Source organism: Nannocystis sp. RBIL2, assembly GCF_026626745.1.
In the GTDB taxonomy this organism is placed as follows: domain Bacteria; phylum Myxococcota_A; class Polyangia; order Nannocystales; family Nannocystaceae; genus Nannocystis.
In genome coordinates, this window is sequence record NZ_JAPNJW010000001.1 from 5,960,249 (window position 1) to 5,977,500 (window position 17,252).

At 71.0% G+C, this 17,252-nt stretch carries 13 protein-coding genes (1 of these 13 cut by a window edge); 6 read left to right on the top strand and 7 right to left on the bottom strand.

Annotated features, from left to right (window positions below):
* Nucleotides 1-364: 364 nt before the first annotated feature.
* From OV090_RS23755 to OV090_RS23770, 4 genes are all read right to left on the bottom strand, one after another.
* Nucleotides 365-1,585, bottom strand: coding sequence for a hypothetical protein (locus OV090_RS23755; RefSeq protein ID WP_267706553.1), 1,221 nt, complete (start codon nucleotides 1,583-1,585; stop codon nucleotides 365-367).
* A gap of 18 nt (nucleotides 1,586-1,603) precedes the next feature.
* Nucleotides 1,604-2,233 (bottom strand): hypothetical protein, encoded by a 630-nt coding sequence (locus OV090_RS23760; RefSeq protein WP_267706555.1) that lies wholly within the window; start codon nucleotides 2,231-2,233, stop codon nucleotides 1,604-1,606.
* 208 nt (nucleotides 2,234-2,441) lie between these two features.
* Entirely contained in the window at nucleotides 2,442-3,758 is a 1,317-nt protein-coding gene (locus OV090_RS23765) for a formimidoylglutamate deiminase (protein ID WP_267706557.1), read from the bottom strand.
* Nucleotides 3,759-3,897: 139 nt separating this feature from the next.
* The gene (locus OV090_RS23770) at nucleotides 3,898-6,045 is read right to left on the bottom strand and encodes an aspartyl protease family protein (RefSeq protein ID WP_267706559.1); all 2,148 of its coding nucleotides are present in this window, start codon (nucleotides 6,043-6,045) and stop codon (nucleotides 3,898-3,900) included.
* A 73-nt stretch (nucleotides 6,046-6,118) separates the two neighbouring features.
* On the opposite strand from OV090_RS23770, the gene OV090_RS50840 reads away from it, so the two are divergent.
* Both OV090_RS50840 and OV090_RS23780 read left to right on the top strand, forming a co-directional pair.
* A complete protein-coding gene (locus tag OV090_RS50840; RefSeq protein WP_267706560.1) occupies nucleotides 6,119-7,015 on the top strand; it encodes a hypothetical protein in 897 nt (298 codons plus the stop codon).
* Nucleotides 7,012-7,542, top strand: coding sequence for a YkgJ family cysteine cluster protein (locus tag OV090_RS23780; protein ID WP_267706561.1), 531 nt, complete (start codon nucleotides 7,012-7,014; stop codon nucleotides 7,540-7,542). The genes OV090_RS50840 and OV090_RS23780 overlap by 4 nt, the downstream gene beginning before the upstream one ends.
* Nucleotides 7,543-7,623: 81 nt before the next feature.
* On the opposite strand, the gene OV090_RS23785 is transcribed toward OV090_RS23780, so the two are convergent.
* Nucleotides 7,624-8,583: a hypothetical protein gene (locus OV090_RS23785; protein WP_267706562.1), complete on the bottom strand. Its 960-nt coding sequence runs from the start codon at nucleotides 8,581-8,583 to the stop codon at nucleotides 7,624-7,626.
* Between the two features lie 255 nt (nucleotides 8,584-8,838).
* Here OV090_RS23785 and OV090_RS50845 point away from each other — a divergent pair, with 255 nt between their 5' ends.
* The 3 genes from OV090_RS50845 to OV090_RS23800 are packed head-to-tail and all read left to right on the top strand — an operon-like array spanning nucleotide 8,839 to nucleotide 10,765.
* Nucleotides 8,839-9,441 carry a DUF2914 domain-containing protein gene (locus tag OV090_RS50845; RefSeq protein WP_267706563.1) on the top strand — a complete coding sequence of 201 codons (603 nt, stop codon included), beginning with the start codon at nucleotides 8,839-8,841 and terminating at the stop codon, nucleotides 9,439-9,441.
* A 3-nt stretch (nucleotides 9,442-9,444) separates the two neighbouring features.
* Nucleotides 9,445-10,524 (top strand): hypothetical protein, encoded by a 1,080-nt coding sequence (locus OV090_RS23795; protein ID WP_267706565.1) that lies wholly within the window; start codon nucleotides 9,445-9,447, stop codon nucleotides 10,522-10,524.
* Between the two features lie 10 nt (nucleotides 10,525-10,534).
* A complete protein-coding gene (locus OV090_RS23800; RefSeq protein ID WP_267706567.1) occupies nucleotides 10,535-10,765 on the top strand; it encodes a hypothetical protein in 231 nt (76 codons plus the stop codon).
* Between the two features lie 232 nt (nucleotides 10,766-10,997).
* Here OV090_RS23800 and OV090_RS23805 read toward each other — a convergent pair whose 3' ends face one another.
* Nucleotides 10,998-13,616 carry a hypothetical protein gene (locus OV090_RS23805; RefSeq protein WP_267706569.1) on the bottom strand — a complete coding sequence of 873 codons (2,619 nt, stop codon included), beginning with the start codon at nucleotides 13,614-13,616 and terminating at the stop codon, nucleotides 10,998-11,000.
* 63 nt (nucleotides 13,617-13,679) lie between these two features.
* Nucleotides 13,680-16,637 (bottom strand): hypothetical protein, encoded by a 2,958-nt coding sequence (locus OV090_RS23810; protein ID WP_267706571.1) that lies wholly within the window; start codon nucleotides 16,635-16,637, stop codon nucleotides 13,680-13,682.
* Between the two features lie 131 nt (nucleotides 16,638-16,768).
* Between OV090_RS23810 and speD the strand changes: the two genes are divergently transcribed.
* Nucleotides 16,769-17,252, top strand: the 5' portion of a protein-coding gene (speD, locus tag OV090_RS23815; protein ID WP_267706573.1) for an adenosylmethionine decarboxylase. It continues 293 nt past the right edge of the window; the window shows 484 of its 777 coding nt (coding positions 1-484); it begins with the start codon at nucleotides 16,769-16,771; the stop codon falls past the right edge of the window.

Here is a 17,252-nt window from a genome sequence, read left to right on the forward strand (position 1 = left end):
ACAAAGACCGCCAGCGAGACCCGGCGAGGTGATCTCCTCTCGGCGCTGCGGACGATCTTGCAGGTGCAAAGGCAGCCCCGCGTGCGCGTGCGTGCGCGACGAGCTGCGCTCCCGCGCGAGCGCGAGCCTCCGAAGCCCCCGCGAGAGGCGATCTCCGCGAAAGAGATGCGCCGTCGAACGGGCTCGTACGCGCGTTTCACAGCGTTCCCGGTCCTCGCCATGCCCTGCCGAGGGCGGAAACGAGGCGACGTGACACGAGCTCAGCCCTCGATCAGCGAGAGCAGCAGTCGCGGGAGACGAGCACGTCGTCGCTGCCGGGGCGCAGCAGCGAACCGGTGGATCCCGGTTCGCATGCACGCGGGCCTCAGCTCTTGAGCAGCGAGAGCAGCAGCTCGCCCGGCAGCGGGGCGTCGGGGCGGCGGGACACGAACACGTTGGTGCTGCCGAGGCGCAGCAGCGTGCCGATGCCGAGGCGCGGGGCCAGGACCTCGAGCGCCTTGACCTTCGTGCCGCCGAGATCGATCTCCTTGGCGCGCTCCTCGAACCTAGGGCGGTTCAGCGGCTGGGCGTCGACGAACACCTCGCTGAAGAACTCGACCTTGACCGCGAAGTCGATCGAGCGACCGGTCAGCGTCTTCAGCAACGCGCCGGGCAGACCGTCGGGCAGCGAGCTCTCGACCGCCGACACCGCGTAGTTGCTCAGCACCGAGGTCTCGGACAGCTCGACCGGGACCAAGACCACGAGGCCGCGCTCGTCCTCGACGAACCGCAGCGACTTGGCGGCGTTCTCGCTGCGCGTCTGCAGCTCCTGCAACTCGGCCGCGCGCTCCGTGGCGCGGCGCTTGGCGTCGTCGGCGGCGCTGATCTGCGGCGCCTTGGCGGCGGGAGCCTTGGCGGGCTGGCTGGGGGCGCTCGTGGGGCCCGCAGAGCTCGGCGACGGCGGGGCCGAGAAGCCCTGCGTGAGACCACCACCACCGCCGCGGGAGGGCGGCGGCGGGGGCGGCGGCTCCTCGCCCATGTCGTCGAGGTCTTCGTCGCCGGCTTCGCCCGGAGGTTGGCCGACCAGGGTCATCAGCAGGGTCTGGTCGTTGCCGGTCGGCTCCATCAGCGACAGCTCGATGCGCGGACCGCCGGGGAAGCCGTTGGCGAGGTCGCTGACGGAGATCCGCAGCTGATCGACGAGGCGCGTGACCGGCCAGTGTTGCCCGCTCGCGTCGCGATCGCTGTCGTCGGCGGCCAGCGCCTGGCCCCGCTGCGCCACCAGGAAGCCCTCGCGGTGGTTGGGGCCGGTGCGCACGTAGTAGGCGAAGCACTGCCGCGGCACCGCCTGGCTGGCGGCCAGCGCGATGTCCGGGTTGGTGCGCCAGAACTCGGCGGGGTCCTCGCCGACGACGTTCCCGTGGATCCGCGCCAGCGCCAGCGGCGACGTCGGGTGCCGGGAGATCTCGAGCGTCGCGTCGAGGATGTTGCGGACCTTGCCGAGCAACAGCTCGGCGATCACGGCCGCCAACACCGTCGGTCGGAACATGTCGAGCGGGAAGATCAGCCCGCCGTGGCTCGTGGGCGCGGTGGAGAGGGTGTCCATACGGGTGGCCGGAGAATATTAGCCCGGGCCGAGTACAGCCAGCGAGAAGTGCCACTGGCCCGCGGCCAAGTTGGTCGGGAAGCGGCCGACCACGACCTCCGCGCCGGTGGCGGTCGGGCAGCGATGGAAGTCGGCCAGAGCGTTGTCTGCGCGGCCCGCGGAGGCCCACGGCTCGCGACAGATGCCGCGCAGGCGCTGCATGATCTGACGGACCAGTTCGCCGCTGTCCTGATCGGAGAGGTCTCGGGCGACCAGGCCGATCGTGCTGTCGCGGCCGAGCTCGAGCTCGAACTCGTGGCCGAGCGCCGCGAACGGGGACTTCGGCGCGCACCGGACGGCCTCGGGCGGCGGGTCCTCCGACAGCGCCTCCGGCACCTCGCTGCACATCTGCTTGGCCAGCCGCGGCACGGAGACGGTGGTGGAGCCGCCGGACAGGGCCTCGCTGGCGTCGGTGGCGAACTGCGCGAGCGCCTGCCAGTTGTCCCGCGGCCCGCTGCCGCGAGTGCTGCCGCGACCGCCGCCGCTGCCGCCCGCGCCCTTGCTGGCGCCGTCGCGCCCGGTGACGGCCTTGTCCCACGCCTGGCGCGACTTCTCGGTCGCGCTCGTGCAGGCGACGCCCGCGAGGACGAGGACGAGGAGAGGACGCACGGTGCGGACGTAGCACCGGCGGCAGTGGGGGTCTAGCCCCACGCCTCGCGCGGCTTCCCGATCACGTGTGCAGGCGACACCGCGAGGAAGGGAGGCACGGTCTCACCCGGGGAGCCCCACGCCTCGCGCGCCTTCGCGGGCGCGCATGCACGCGACGCGCCTTCGCGGGCGTGGCGACGACCGCGAGGTGAGGGCGTCGCACCGTGTCCTAGCGCCGTCGTACGCCGCCGACGAACACCCGGTCGATGGCCGCGGCGGTGCCCGACAGCCACAGGGCGTCGTGCGCCTGGTCGTCCGGCAGGTCGGCGAGGTGGGGGTGGTCGAGGTCGGCGGCGCAGGCGTCGAAGGGGTTCCCGGGGACGAGGCGGCCGAGCTCGAGGCGCCCGAGAGCGCGAGCGCCTCCGACGGTGGCGATGTCGAGGAGGGTGCGGGCGACCGGCTCGGGACCGGCGAGGCACAGGCGCGCCTGCGCGCGCAGGCGCTCGTGCATCTCGAGCAGGCGGGCCTCCTGGACGAGATCGATCACCGCGTTGCTGTCGCTGCCGAGGGCCAGGCCGGTGCCGTGCTGACGGTGCCGCGGGGCAGGGATGATGCCGTCGCCGAGGTCGGCCTCGGTGGTGGGGCAGGCGCAGACGTTGTGGCCGGCGAGCAGCTCGTGGTCGTGGTCTTCGAGGTGGATCGCGTGGACGGCGGTGAAGCTGCCAGGACGCGCGAGGCAGCCGGCGTCGGCGAACACCTCGGTCGGAGTGCGGCCGTGCTCGGCGCGGCACTCCTCGTTCTCGCGGCCCTGCTCGGACACGTGGGCGTGGATCACGAGGTCGTGGGCGCGGGCGTAGGCGGCGAGCTCGGACAGCGCGGCGAGCGGGACGGCGCGCACGCTGTGCGGGGCGAGGCCGATCGTGTGGCCCTCGCCGCGCAGGGTGTCGACGCGGGCGAGGTAACGATCGACGGTGCCGTCGCAGAAGCGGCGCTGCTCCGCCAGCGGCGGCCGGTCGGCGCCGGCGCGGGCGTAGTAGACCTCGAGCAGGACCACGCGGATCCCGACCTCCGCGCCGGCGCGCAAGACCTGGCGCGACAGCTCGTTCGCGTCGGCGTACGGGGTGCCGTCGGGCGCGTGGTGCAGGTAGTGGAACTCGCCGACGCAGGTGATGCCGGCGCGCAGCATCTCGGCGTAGCAGCGGCGGGTGACGGCGTAGACCTCGTCGGGGCCGAGGCTGCTGGCGACGCGGTACATCGCCTCGCGCCAGCTCCAGAAGCTGGACGGATCGCCCTCGCCGCGCCGGTGCGTGCCGCCGCGGATCGCCCGCTGAAAGGCGTGGCTGTGGGCGTTGACGAGGCCGGGGTAGAGGAGCCTGCGGCCGAGGTCGTGGACGATCGTGGGCGCGTCCGCCGGCCGCCCGCTCGCGGTGCGGACGATGACGCCCCGGCCGTCGACCTCGACGTACGGTCGCTCGACCCAGCGGTCGCCCAAAAGGCCCCAGGCCGCGAGGTAGCCGACGCGATCGTCAAGTGTTGCTTCGGACATGTTCTAAAAAAGGGAAGAGATGCGCGCGAGACCGTCCTGGGGCGATGCCAAGACTGTACATTCGGACATGTTCGGAAGCGCAGGCCGAGCGCAGCTTCACAGCTGCGCTTTCGAACATGTGCGAGAGGACAGGCACGGCCTACTTGCCCTTCGCGGGAGCAGCGGCGGCCGGAGCGGTGGCGGCCTCGGCGGGGGGCGCGGCGAAGTAGAGCTTGCGCTCGGGGTAGTCGATGGTGAGGCGGCCGCGGCCGACGAAGTCGAGGCCGAGCATGCCGTCGATGCGGAACTGGTCGCTGCTCTCGTTCTGCTCGAAGTAGCCGTAGGCGCCGCGGAGGCCGAGGGCCTTGAAGGCGTCGCCGACGGTGAACTCGGCGACGTCGACGAGGGCGGCCTCGTTGCGGCGCAGCGGCGGGGCGCCGATGCCGGCGCGCGCGAACGCCTTGGTGGTGGCGGTGACGGCGACGCCCTGCATGCCGGTGTTGACGAGGAACAGGCCCTCGGCGCCGTTCATCGCCGCCAGCACGTAGAGGAAGTGGGTCTCGTGGAGGTAGAACGGGGCGCCGCTGCCGGTGCGGTTGGCGGCCAGAGCCGACTTGCACTTGGCGACCGGGTTGACGAGCACGAGCTTGTTGTTCGGCAGGTCGAAGTTGACCTGGAACAGCTCGAGCACGCGGGCGCCGAGGACCGCCTGCGGCGCCGCGCCGACGCCTCCGGTCATCTGCTCGAGCACCTGGTGCGGGAACACGTCGACGGGGATCCCCGAGATCGTGGCGTTGCCGGCGGTCAGCGCCTCGATCTGGCCGTGGCCGATCTCCGGCCCGCCCTCGCCGCCGAGCCGCGACTTCGAGCGGACCGGGAGCTTCAGCTTGGCCGCGACCTCGCCGTCGAGGATGACGTCGGACGCGCCGGTGTCGACCAGCGCGCGCACCTTCTCCTCGCCGATCTGGACGTCGACGAAGGTGACGGTGCCCTCGGTGGCGATCGGCAGCTCGGCGGTGCAACCGTTGCCCTTGAAGCTGACCTGCAGCGGCTTGCCGGCGAAGTTGCGGTAGCGACCGGCGAGCTGGGCGTTGGCCTCGCCGAGGTGGTCGAGGGCGTCGGCGACCCCCGGGAAGTCGCGCTGGTGGCTGGCGATCCAGGCCCGCTGGGCGTGGACGAGGACGTCGCGCACGCCAGCCTTGCCGGCGCGGTCGAGCAGCGGCCCGGCCTCCTTGAAGCGGCCCTGCAGCACGCGCGCGCGGGCGAGGATCCACAGCGCCTCGGCCTCCTTGGGCTGCAGCTTGAGCGCGACCTGGGCGGCGTCGGCGGCCTCATCGAAGTGCGAGGCGGCCCACAGCGCGCGAGCGAGGCTGACCTGGGCGTCGAGGTTCTTGGGCTCGGCGGCGGCGGCCTCGCGGGCCTTGGCGAGGGCGACGAGCTTCTCGTCCTTGGCCTTCTCCGGCGCCGGGACCTTGGGGACCTGGAACACCTCGGGCTTGATCGGGGCGTGGTCGACCCGCTGGGTCACGAACACGACCTCCTGGGTGCGGTCGCCGAACTTGTTGACGAGGCGGATCTTGTGCGCCACGAGGACGCCGTCGATCGGACGATAGTCGTCGTAGATGATGTGCTGGCTGATCGGCGGCTCGGCCTTGTCGTCCTCGAGCAGCTCCTCGGCGAGCAGGCCGGTCGCGCGGTCGTACCACTGCGTCTTCGGCGGCACGAGGTCGTTCTTGGTCGACCAGCGCACGCCGTCCAGCACCCGCGCCTTGCCGTCGAAGTCCTTGTCGCGCGGCTTCTCCAGCGCGAGGTTGATGCCCCGCTTGTCGAAGTCGAAGTACCAGTGCAGCGCGGCGTCCTCGCGGGTGATGACCGACTCGTCCTCGTCCTCGAGCACGAGGAAGCCGCGGCGGAACTGCCAGCCGGTCTTGCCGTCGAAGCCCTCTTCTTCGATCTGCTTGTCGATGACGGTGCGCCGGTAGAGCCGCTGATCGGCGGTCGACTGCAAGGTGAAGGTGCCGACGGTCTCGGTGTTGCGGCAGTTCTCGTCCTTGTCGGTGCAGCCGGACTCCGGCAGGAAGGTCATGCGCGCCTCGACGGTGCGCTGGGCGATCTTGCGCAGCGCCTCCTCACCGCCGAGCGCGGCGACGAAGCGGTCGATGACGGCCTTGGCCTCGGCCGGGTTGCCTTCCTTGCCGCCGGGCGCGTCGAGGTCGCCGACCGGTACTTTGAGACAGCCGGGGACGGCGGCGGCGAGCGCGAGGGTCAGGCTGGCGCTCAAGCGGAGACGGCGGGGTGCAAGAGACATGGCCCGGGAGAGTGCCCGAGCGCGCTCCTCGGCTCAAGTCGGCGGGCGCGCCGGGCGTGGTAAGCTGCCCGCGGTGCGGCGCGGCAAAGGGATCGGAGCTCCGGCGCGGCGCGCTGCGGCGGCGTTGCTGCTGGTCGCCGGCTGCGCGCGGCTCGGGGGCCGCGAACCAGTGCGCGGGGAGGTCGATCCGCAAGTGACGGCCGCCGTGGCCGCCCGCGTGCCCGAGCCCTGCCGCGCTGCGGTGGCGGCGGCCATGACCGCCGGGGAACAGCTCGCCGGGCAGTGCGCCACGACGCAGAGTCGGGCGGCCCAGGAGGTCCTCGCGGCCACCCGTCAGCGGTCGTTCGGGATCGTCGATCGCACGACGGTGCGCCTGGCGAGCATGGGCCTGGTGCTGTCCCAGGCCCATCTCTGTCGCCGCTGGCCGCTGCGCGCACCGGGCCAAGCCTCGCTCGACGTCGGCGCGGCCCGGCTCGCCGGCTGCAACGTGCGCCGCTACGTCGGCCCGCTCGCGGTGTCGGTGCGCGCGAGCGACGGGACGAGCTTGCCGGTGATGACGGTCCGCTCCGACCAGGACGGGCAGGCCGAGGTGTCGTTCGCAGAGGTGGATGCGCTGCTCCGCGCGCGCGGCCGCGGGGGGCTCGGATCGTTCACGACGCTGCTGGTCGGGCGCGACGGCTGGGCGGCGCACGTCGACCTGCCGGAGCTGCGGGCGCAGCTGGCCGAGTGGCACGCGACATGGGTCGGGCGCGGCCGCGGGTCGCCAGCGCTGTTCGCCGAGCTCCACCCCGACGACGAGGCGGCCGCCAGGATGCGCACGCGGGCGCTCGAGGCGTCGCTGAAGCGCCAGGCCGAGGACGCGGCGGCGGTCGACCGCGGCGAGCTGTCGGCGCGGCGCTTCCTCGAGCGGCACGCGTGGTCGCCGTATCGTTCGCTCGTCGAGCAGAAGGACGGACGCTCTTCACCGTGACGAGGACGCTGCAGCGCCTGCGCGTCCACCTGCGGATCGTCGACGGCGACGTCGCGCCGGTGGTCGCCCGCTACCGCGAGCACATCCAGTGCCGGCCGGGCTGCGGCGAGTGCTGCCGCCAGAGCTTCAAGGTGTCGGAGTTAGAGGGCGCGCTGCTGCGCGAGGGGCTGGCGGCGGCCGACGCGACGACCCGCGCCGAGATCGTGGCCCGCGCCCGCAACTACGCGCCCGGCGCGGCCTGCCCGGCTCTCGGGAGCGGCGAGACCTGCCTGCTCTATGCGCACCGGCCCCGGATCTGCCGCAAGTACGGGATCCCGCTGTGGCACCCCGAGCGTCCGCACGAGCTGAAGACCTGCCGCCTCAACTTCCGCGGAGTCGCCGACCTCGACGCCGACCTGATCGTGGAGCCGCAGGCGGGCTGGGCCGCCGACTGGATCGCGCTGCGCGAGGAGCTGGCGCTCGGACCGCAGGACAACCGCACGATCGCCGCCTGGCTGGCCGGCGATTCGGACATGTCCGAAGGATAATGCACGAAAGGGCATGTCCGAATGGACATGCCCTTCACGCCCTGGCTTCGAGGGCATGTCTTTTAAAACATGCCCGAATGGTCAATGCGCGGGAGCCGGAGCGGGGGCCTTCGCCGGGGCCGGGGTGGCGGGGGCCTTCGCCGGGGCCGGGGCCGTGCTCGCGGGCGACGGGGTGCCGGACGGGCCGGAGGCAGCGCCGCCGGTCGGTGCGGGCGTGCCGGCGGGCGGCGTCGCGAGGGAGCCGGCCGGGTTCGGCGGGTTGACCGTGCCCGGGGGCGGGCGGCGCTCGATCTGCAGCGGCACAGTCTCGCCGCCGGAGCTCATGAACGGGCCGACCGGGCCGGTGCCGCGCTTGACCTGCGGCGTCATCGGCGGCGGCTGCGGCTGCGGCTGCGGCTCCCTGCGGGCGGACAGGATCCCGGGCGCGCGCGTCGGCAGCAGGCCGATGTAGTCGATCTTGGCGCCGCCGTTCTCGTAGACGAACTTGAACGCGAGGACGTCGAGGCCATCTCTGCTGAGGTAGGCGCACCACATCGGCTCGGCGCCGTTGCGGACGTAGATCTGGGCCGCGGGCGGGACCACCGGCGGGCAGAAGAACGCCTCCTTGCGGGCGAAGCGGCTGGCGGCGTCGCGGAAGACGTCGAAGAACTCGCGGCCGCCGTCGGCGAAGATCGGGCGGGCGTCGTACTCGCGGCGGTCGGGGATGCCCCAGCGCGCGTGCCGGGTGAACACGGCCGGCAGGCCAGCGAGGTCGTCCTTGGCGGCGAGGGTCAGGAGCGCGACGGCGATCCGCTTGGCCTGGAAGGGCAGCTGCCAGGTCGCGATCTCGGCGGCGGACGCGACCTCGCGGGCCTCGTACTCGTGCAGCAGGCTCTCGGGGGCCCCCTCGGCGCTACCGGCCGGCAACGGCCGCGCGGCGGCGGGTGCTGGTGCGGGAGGGCTCTCCTTCGGCACCTTGCCGGCGTGGTGCGGCGTGGTGCAGGCGACCACGAGGCCGGCCAGGACGACGGTACCGAAGCAATTCAGAGGAGCGCGAAGCATGCCGCACTCTTTAGACCGCCGCGTGCCGATGAGCAAGCGCACAGGACGCCCCTGGGGCCGGTTCATGACGCGTTTGCGGACGAGCGGGTTGTGAGGCCGCGAACGCACCGGTTAGGATGCGCTGCGCGGTACACCCCCGACCGCGTGAAGGCCGCGAGCGTGCGACGAACAGGCAATGGCGTCCCGAGGGGCGCGAGTCGCTGCGGGCTGCAGGGCGCTGCAGCGGCGCTGGCGTGCCTGGCTTGCAACCTCGAGGTGCCTCGCGTCGAGCGCGGCGGCGCGGCGGAGGACGACGGGATCGAGCGCGCGGAGCGACCCGGGCCCACGCCGACGCCGGCTGCGGCGCGCGAGATCCGTCTGCCCGCGGCGCACGTGCCGACCGCCGACGAAGAGCCCGAGCTCGACGACCCGCGTGCTACCGGTCCGCGCACCGTGCCGCCGGGCACGCCTCCGGCGATCGCCCGCGTGTTCGAGCGCCTGCCGGTGGGGATCCACGACGAGCCGCCGGTGGGTGCGATCGGAGCCTCGGGGATCCACGTCGACAAGATCTGGGTCGGGCAGGCCTACGAGCGCGAGGGCTGCACCGGCGAGTCGGACAAGTTCTCGCTGACCCGGCACGGGGCCGTCAACGTGTGCTTCCGGGTGGTCCACAGCCGCGTCGAGGAGAAGGTCGACGTGCTGTGGGAGAAGGACGGCGAGCTGTTTCGTCGGCGGGCGATGCAGATCCCCGAGCTGCACGCGTACCGCACCCGGGCCTATCTGGTGCTGCGGCGCGAGTACATCGGCAGCTGGAAGGCGCGCGTGGTCTCGGTCGACGGCATCGAGCTGGCGGCCGCGTCCTTCGTCGTGGTGGAGTGAGTCATGCGTGGCGTGGTCGTCGGACTGTTGGCGAGCTGGTTGTGGGTGACGGGGGCGCGGGCGCAGGAGCCCGAGCCGGTGGCCGCTGCGCCCGAGGTCGAGCCGCCGCCGACGTGGCGCTTCAAGCAGAAGGAGCGCCCGGTCAAGGTGGTGGTGCTGGCCGGGTCGATCGGCGCCTGGCCCAAGCAGCCGTACGCCGAGCGCCTGGCCGAGATGTGCCGCAACGTCGAGGTCCGCAACCTGTCGAAGGTCGGCTTCGGCGCGCTGCAGCTCAAGCAGCGGTTCAAGCAGCAGTTCCTCGAGAACCCGTACGTCAACTTGCGCGACCCGGAGCTCGAGTACTGGCTGGTGTTCCAGGGCGGGCTCAACAGCGTCGGCACGCCCGAGCGGACCAATCACGACATCCGCGAGCTGTTCACTCTGGCCCATGCTCGCGGGCTCAAGGTCGTCGCGTTCAGCCTCACGCCGTGGGGCGACGACACCGACCCCAAGCGCTGGGCCGGGGCGGCCGGGCTGCGTTACCTGCGAGCGACGCGGACGGTGGTCGATTTCGTGCTCGGGGCGCTGGCGCCCCAGCAGGCGCTCGGCGACTACGCCCGCAAGCGAGCCGCCGGCGCCGACGCGCCGTGGCAACCCGAGGAGCTGCCGGAGGTCGCGGTCGACCTCTACCGCTCGTCCTTGCGCGCCACCACGGCGCCGCTGCGCGACCTCGAGGCGATGCGCACCGCGCTGACGAAGGACGGGCTGTGGAAGCGGCAGCACGCCGAGCTCGACGAGACGGCGCGCGCTGCGGCGCTCGAGGCCGACGCTGCCGAGGCCGCCGAGGTGCCGCGCTGGTTCTTGCGCACCGAGCTGCGGAGCTTCGACCATATCCACCCGAACGCCGAGGGCCACCGGCTCATCGCCGAGACCGCTTGCCCGCGCCTGCCCGCCAGCTGGGGCTGCACCTGTCCGAACGCGCCCGTGGCCGCGGAGAGCCCCGCAGAGGCGCCTGCGTCGCAACCGCCGCGGCTGCCGATGACGACTCTGCTACTTTTGTACCCGCACTGGCTCCGGGTACTGCTCGGGGCGCCTCTCCTGTGAGCCACACGCCATGACCGAGCTGCTCAACACCATCTTCACCATCCTCGTCCTCATCGCGGGGATCATCGCGGGGTTGTGGTTCGGCGCCAAGCTGGCGGAGAGCACCCGCGACGAGCACGGCCGTACGCGCAAGAGCCTCACCTCGGCGCTGCGCGAGACCACGACCAGCGCCGCGCTGAAGCTGTGGCGCTGGCGCCGCGCCCGGGCCCGCGAGGCGGCGCGCGAGGGCAAGAAAGAGTAGCAGGCTGCCCGCGAGGACATGCCCCAAGGAGCATGTCCGTTCGCGCAGGTGCCGAGGATGCGCACCTCCGGGCCGTCGGGCCCCCGCGCGACCGGCAGGTGCGCGGCGCCGCCTGCGAGGGGCCGCCCGAGGCTGGACCGCAGCGCTCGTCGGCTGGCGGCGAGTGACCCTCCACCGGAGCGACGCGCAGGCATGATTTTAAGAGCATGCCCGATAGAACATGTCCTGAGCGCTAGGTCTTTTCGGCCATGGCGCGGCGCTTGTTGTCGCGGTCGAGCTGGCGCCAGCGCAGGCCGGCGGCGCCGACCACGACGACGCTGACGAGCACGATCCACGGGATCTGCGGCGACTTCGGCTTCTTCTTGTTCCACGCGCTCAGGTGGTTCTTCACCCACGGGCGGAACTCGCCCGGGGCCAGCAGCGGCAGGCCGTGGCGGGCGCGGATGGTGTTGGGCAGCTGCGCGTTGATGTCGGTGCACTCGCCGGTGTAGACCAGCTTGCGGAAGCGATTGGCCGCGAGCCGCTCCTCGGGCTTGTAGGGGCCGCTCTTGGCGACCTCTTCGGGCGTGGGGATCGTGTACGAGAGCTTGTAGAGCTCGACCTTCTTGGGCGCCTGGCCGCCGTGCTTGAGGGCCCAGTCGCGGCAGACCCACCGCGCGTGCCACTTCTGGTACCACTCGCCCTTGCCGCCCTCGCCGCCGATGATCCGGCGGTTGATCTTGCGCTGGCGGGTGTAGCCGAGCCACGGGATCGGCTTGTTGGCCGGGTGATAGACGTCGGTGTTGAGGTCGAAGCCGTTGCCCTCGTGGTCGGTGACCATGACCTGCATGAAGATGTTGCTGCGCGGCGGGTTGGGCGCGAACATCTTCCAGCCCTGCGCGGTCTGGCTGGTGCGGATCCACCACTTGAACGGGTCCTGCGCGCGCACCCGCCAGCCGTCCTTGCCCTCGCCGCCGAGGCTGTCCTTCTCGGGCAGCAGCCAGATCGCCACGCCCGTGCAGTGGTAGACGACGAACGTGCCGGCGAGGAAGCGGCCCATCGAGCCGTAGGCCCACGGGCGCCGCGCGCGGCCGGAGTGCGGGTCGATGGCGGGCAGCTGCTGGGCGCCGCGCCGCTGGGCGACGCCGAAGCCGACCACCGCCAGGCCGGCGAAGATAACCGCGCCGGTGGCCGCCCACGGGACGCCGAGGTCGGTCTCTGCGGCGACGTAGACGCCGCCGACGGCGACCGCCAGCGCGCCCCACAGCGCCCACGCGGGCAGGGCCGCGGCGTCGCGGTGGAGGTGCGGCAAGCTCGGGTCCTCGGCCGGGAGCGGGGCGTCGCCGCGGGTGATGTCCTTCGGGACAGGTAGCCCGACGCGACCGAGGCGCTCGCCGATCGCCCGCAGCAGGAAGGCGACCTCGCTGCCGTTGAGGAACGCGATGTAGGTCGCCATCGTCGCCGGCGTGAACCAGCCGATGTTCATCATCACGATCAGGTGGGCGTGGAAGACGAGGCCGAGGCCGAGCCACAGCCGGCGGCCGAGGAACCAGGTGCAGAACCAGTCGAGGTCGAGGGTGAGGCGACGGCCGCGGAGCGTGACGGTGGGCGGACGCCGACCGAGCCAATAGAAGAGGCCGCCGACGACCGCCATGCCGGCCAGCCAGACCACCGGGAACCACCGCTGCCAGGTCGCCAGGCCAGCCATGCCGGCGCGCGGCTGCGCGGGGATGTGGAACGGCAGGGTGATGTAGACGACGACCAGGCCGACGAGGCCGAGGCCGAGCCAGCAGGCGCGCACGGCCCAGCGCTGCCACTCGGGCAGCGGCGGCAGCTGCTCGCGGCGGACGAAGCGGACCACCAGGCCGAGCACGACCAGCGGGAAGAACGCCTCCCAGTAGTGGGTGATGATCGTGTTGATGCGGAACAGGTTGGTGCCGAAGACGGCCGACAGCTGCTGCGGCTCGAAGCGGTAGAAGTGGTCGAGGTTGAGCGCGTAGTAGAAGGCGTCGCCCTTGGCCCAGATGTCGCCGTTCTTGACGGTGCCGGTCGAGCAGTAGAGCGCCGCGAGCTGGAGGATCATGATCATCCGCGGCCACGCGGGGATCAGCCGGTAGACCGCCTCGAGGCCCTGCGGGTGCTCGGGGCTGGGAGCGACGCCGGCGCCGGCGCCCGGGCCGTCGCGCTCGCTGAGGCGGCCCTGCTTGCGCAGACGACGGCAGCGCAGCCAGTTGTCGACGCTGTAGGCGGCGCCGCACCGCGACATGCACAGGTACAGGAGGAAGCAGCGGTAGACGTTCTCGGTGCCCTCCCAGAACACCTGGTTGCGCAGGATGATGCTGTGGAACAGCAGCAGGGTGACCCACTTGGTGATGTTCGTCTTGAAGCCGACGATCATGCACACGCAAGCGACCTCGAACGCGCCGAGGACCAACCAGAAGGCCGACGGCGAGTCCCAGAAGAACAGCGGCGAGTACTTCGGCCCCTTGAGCCACTCGACGACGCCGCCCCAGTCGAAGAAGCCGTACGGCTCGGGGTCGATGCCGTCGCCGAAGCCGACGAACTGCTCCTTGGCGAACACCTCGCGCGCGACGTCGGTGAGGAACAGCCCCTCGTCGGTGAAGAGGTAGATGAAGAGGTCGGACAGGCCGTTGATGTTGAACAGGGTGACGAGGCCGAAGACGATGCGGAACAGGGCCATCGTCCGCGGGTCCTCGGCGCGCAGGAACAGCCGGCGGAACGCCTCGCGGTGGAAGATGCAGGCGCTCACGAAGAAGACGAAGCCGAGCAGCATCCACCAACCGACGGTCGGTGAGAGCGCGAGCGCTTCGGCGTTGGGGATCCGTTCGTCCGCGAGGAGGCCCAGCAGCATGCGCACGGATTAAAACAAAAGGCCCGGCAGTGCGCCGGGCCTCCCGCTGTGAGGTGCCGTGTCTCAGTCGACCGGCTTCGCCAGCGGCTTCGTCTCCGCCGGCTCCGGCGCGGCGGCCTCGCCCTCACCCTTGGCCAGCGACGGCCTCACCGTCGCGGCGCGCTTGCCGGCGGTGGTCGAGGTCGAGGTCGGCCGGGTCCCGTCCGTGGTCTTCGGCGGGTCGTAGCGCTTGTCCCACGCCTTCTTCTTGTTGTGGATCCACGGCTTGAACACGCCCTCCTCGAGCAGCGGCAGGCCGTGGCGCTCGCGGATGAAGTTCGGCAGCTGCCCGTGGTCCGAGGACGCGCACTTGGTGGTGTGCTGCCGCTCCTCGCGGCCGGTGTCGTAGAGCAGCTTCTCGGGCACGTACCAGCCCTGCTTGGCGACGATCTCCGGCGCCGGCATGCGGTACGAGACCTTGTAGAGCTCGACCTTCTGCGGCATCGCCCCGCGGTGGCTCAGGGCCCACTGGCGGCAGATGAAGCGCGCATACCACTGCTGGTACCAGTCGCCCTTCCCCGACTCGCCGCCGATGATGCGCCGGTTCATCTTGCGCATGCGGTCGTTCCAGACCCACGGGATCGGCTTGCGCTCGAGCGCGTAGGTGTCGGTCCGCAGGTCCCAGCGCTCGCCGGTGTCGTCGGTCACGACGGTGCGCATCAGCACGTTGTGGCGCGGGGGGTTGGGCGCGAACATGCCCCACTGCTGGTCGGTCTGCGTCGCCAGCACCCAGGTCGAGAACGGCTCGCGCGCCTTGATCCGGAACGTCGAGATGCAGTCCTTCTCGGGCAGCTCCCAGATGGCGATGGCGATGATGTGATAGAGGACCAGCGAGCCGATGAACAGGCGGCCGCCGGGCCCGTACGCCCACGGCGCGATCGTGTGCCCGGTCTGCGGGTCGATCGCCGGCATGTCGGGCTCGCGCTTGGGCCGGTCGGGCGGCGAGAAGGTCAGGCCGATCTTCGCCAGGTGGCGGTGGATCGCCGGGACCTGGTTGAGGCAGACCACGAGCAGGAGCGTGCCGGTCGCCGCCAGCTTGTAGTACAGCAGCTGGTCCTTCTCCTGCGTGGTCTCGCCGGTCAGGCTCATCAGCGCCACGTAGACGACGATCCCGATCGCCAGGCCGATCAGCTTGAGGACGAAGTGCTTCGTCCCGCGGTGGCCCTGCACGTAGGTGTAGATCGTCATGAAGGACATCATGGCGATCAGGGTCCAGGCGAAGTGGAGCCCCAGGTTCGCCCCCGGCGCCGTCTCCTCGCGCCCGAGCACGCTCACCTTGAACCAGGGCACCAGCGGGCTCGCGTGCAGGACCACGCCGACGATCGCGACCACGAGCAGCCCGTAGAGCACGGTCGGCGGCAGGCGGCGGCCGTCACGGCGGTGATGCGGCAAGGTGCGATCTTCGGCCGGCAGCGGCGGCTCGCCGCGGCGCACGTCGGCCGGGAGCGGCAGCCACGGGAACGCCTTGGCCAGGCCGCGGCCGAAGAACCTGAGGATCCGCCCCGGCTCGTCGCCTTGCAGGAAGAACAGGTACGTCGACATCATGATCGGCGGGAACATGCCGATGTTCATGAGGAGCTGGAGGTTGCCGTGGAACACCAGGCCGCAGGTGAGCCACACCCGCCGGCCCAGGAACCACCGGCAGAACCAGTCGAGGTCGAGCAGGTAGCGCTTGCCGCGGATCTTCACCGTCGGCGGGCGCCGACCCAGCCACCAGAACAGCCCGCCGATGGCAGCCATCAGCGCGACCCAGCCGATCGCGGTGAAAATCTGCACCCGCTGGGTGGTCCACCAGCTCTTGGGCAGCTCGACGTGATGGACCGGCAGGGTGATGAGCACCACCGCCAGGCAGCCGAGGCCGAACGCCACCCAGCAGGCGCGCACCGCCCACAGGCGCCAGCCCTCGAGCCGAGGCAGCTGCTCGCGGATGCCCCAGCGGATGATGGTGCCGAGCACCATCAGGGGGAACAAGGCCTCGAACCAGTGGGTGATCCACGTGGCCAGGCGGAACATGTTGAGGCCGAGGATGGACGACAGTTCCTGCGGGTAGAACCGGTAGAAGTGGTCCATGTTGAGGGCGTAGTAGAGGGCGTCGCCCTTGGCCCACACGTGGCCGTTTTTGACCACGCCCGTGAAGCAGTACAGCACCCCGAGGTTGAGCATCATCAGGTTGCGAGGCCACGCCGGGATCAGCCGGTAGACCGCCTGCAGGCCCTGCGGGTGCTCGGGGCTCGGAGCCACACCGGCGCCGCCGCCGGGCCCGTGGCGCTCGGACAACAGGCCCTGCTTGCGCAGCTTCCGGGTCCGCAGCCAGTTGTCGATGCTGTACGCGTGGCCGCTCTTGGCCAGCAGCAGGTAGAAGAAGAACACCCGATAGACCAGCTCCGTGCCCTCCCAGAACAGGTGGTTCCGGAGGAAGAAGCTGTTCATCATCAGGAAGCTCAAGACGCCCATCACCCGCGTCTTCCACCCGAACATGAACAGGACGGTGACGGTGTAAAAGCCGATGAGCTGCACCCACATGGCCGTGGGCGTGTCCCAGAAGTACAGCAGCGAGTACTTGTGGCCCTTGAAGAACTCGAGGACCGCCGGGACATCGAAGAAGCCGTAGGGGTCGTCGCCGATGCCGTCGCCGAAGCCCTTGAACTGCGCCGGCGCTACCAGCTGGCGAGCCGCATCACTGATGAAGATGCCTTCGTCCGAGAAGAGGAAGGTGAAGTACTCCCACAGGTCGTTGATGTTGCAGATGCAGAGGAAGGCGAAGACGATGCGAAACGCCGCTACCGGCCGCGGGTCCTCGTTCGTCAGCCACCAGCGCCGCCAGCGCTCGCTTTGGAGCAGGAAGATCAGGCATGCAAAAACGGCGCAAGCCACCATGACCCACCCGACGGTCGGCGACATGGCGATCGCCACGTCGTTCGGGATCCGGTCGGGGTCTGCGAGCGCGAACGCAAATGCTGCGGCCGAGGAGAACCCAAGCATAGGCAGGGAGTGTCCGGGACGGCACTAGGCGGGCGCAAGCGCAAAAAAGGCCAGTCCTTCCGCGGGTGTTGGCCGTCGCACTCGCCGCCGAGGCTTGACTCGACCGGCGTCCCCGGCCATCGTCCCCGGCCATGTTCGTCCCGCGCGAACGCGTCCGCCTGCAGGGTTTCAACAACCTGACCAAGGTGGTCAGCTTCAACCTCTACGACTTCTTCGTCGCCCGTACCGACGACGAACGGCACGCCTACGTCCGCTATATCGACGAGAAATTCAGCGCCGAACGCATCACCGACATGCTGCGCGAGATCGCGCACATCATCGATGCCGAGGTCCTGTCCGTCTCCGCCCAGGACTACGAACCCCAGGGCGCGAGCTCGCTGGTGCTGATGAGCGATCTCGGACAAAAGAAGGTCGCCGACGAAGTGATGGGCCACACGACCGTCGGCGCCCACCTCACCAAGAGCCACCTCTGCGCGCACACCTACCCGGATTGGTACGACCCGAAGGGGATCTGCAGCTTCCGGGTCGACATCGACATCGCCACCTGCGGGACGATCGTGCCGCTGCGAGCCCTGAACTTCATGTTCGAGAGCTTCGAGAACGACGTGGTCATCA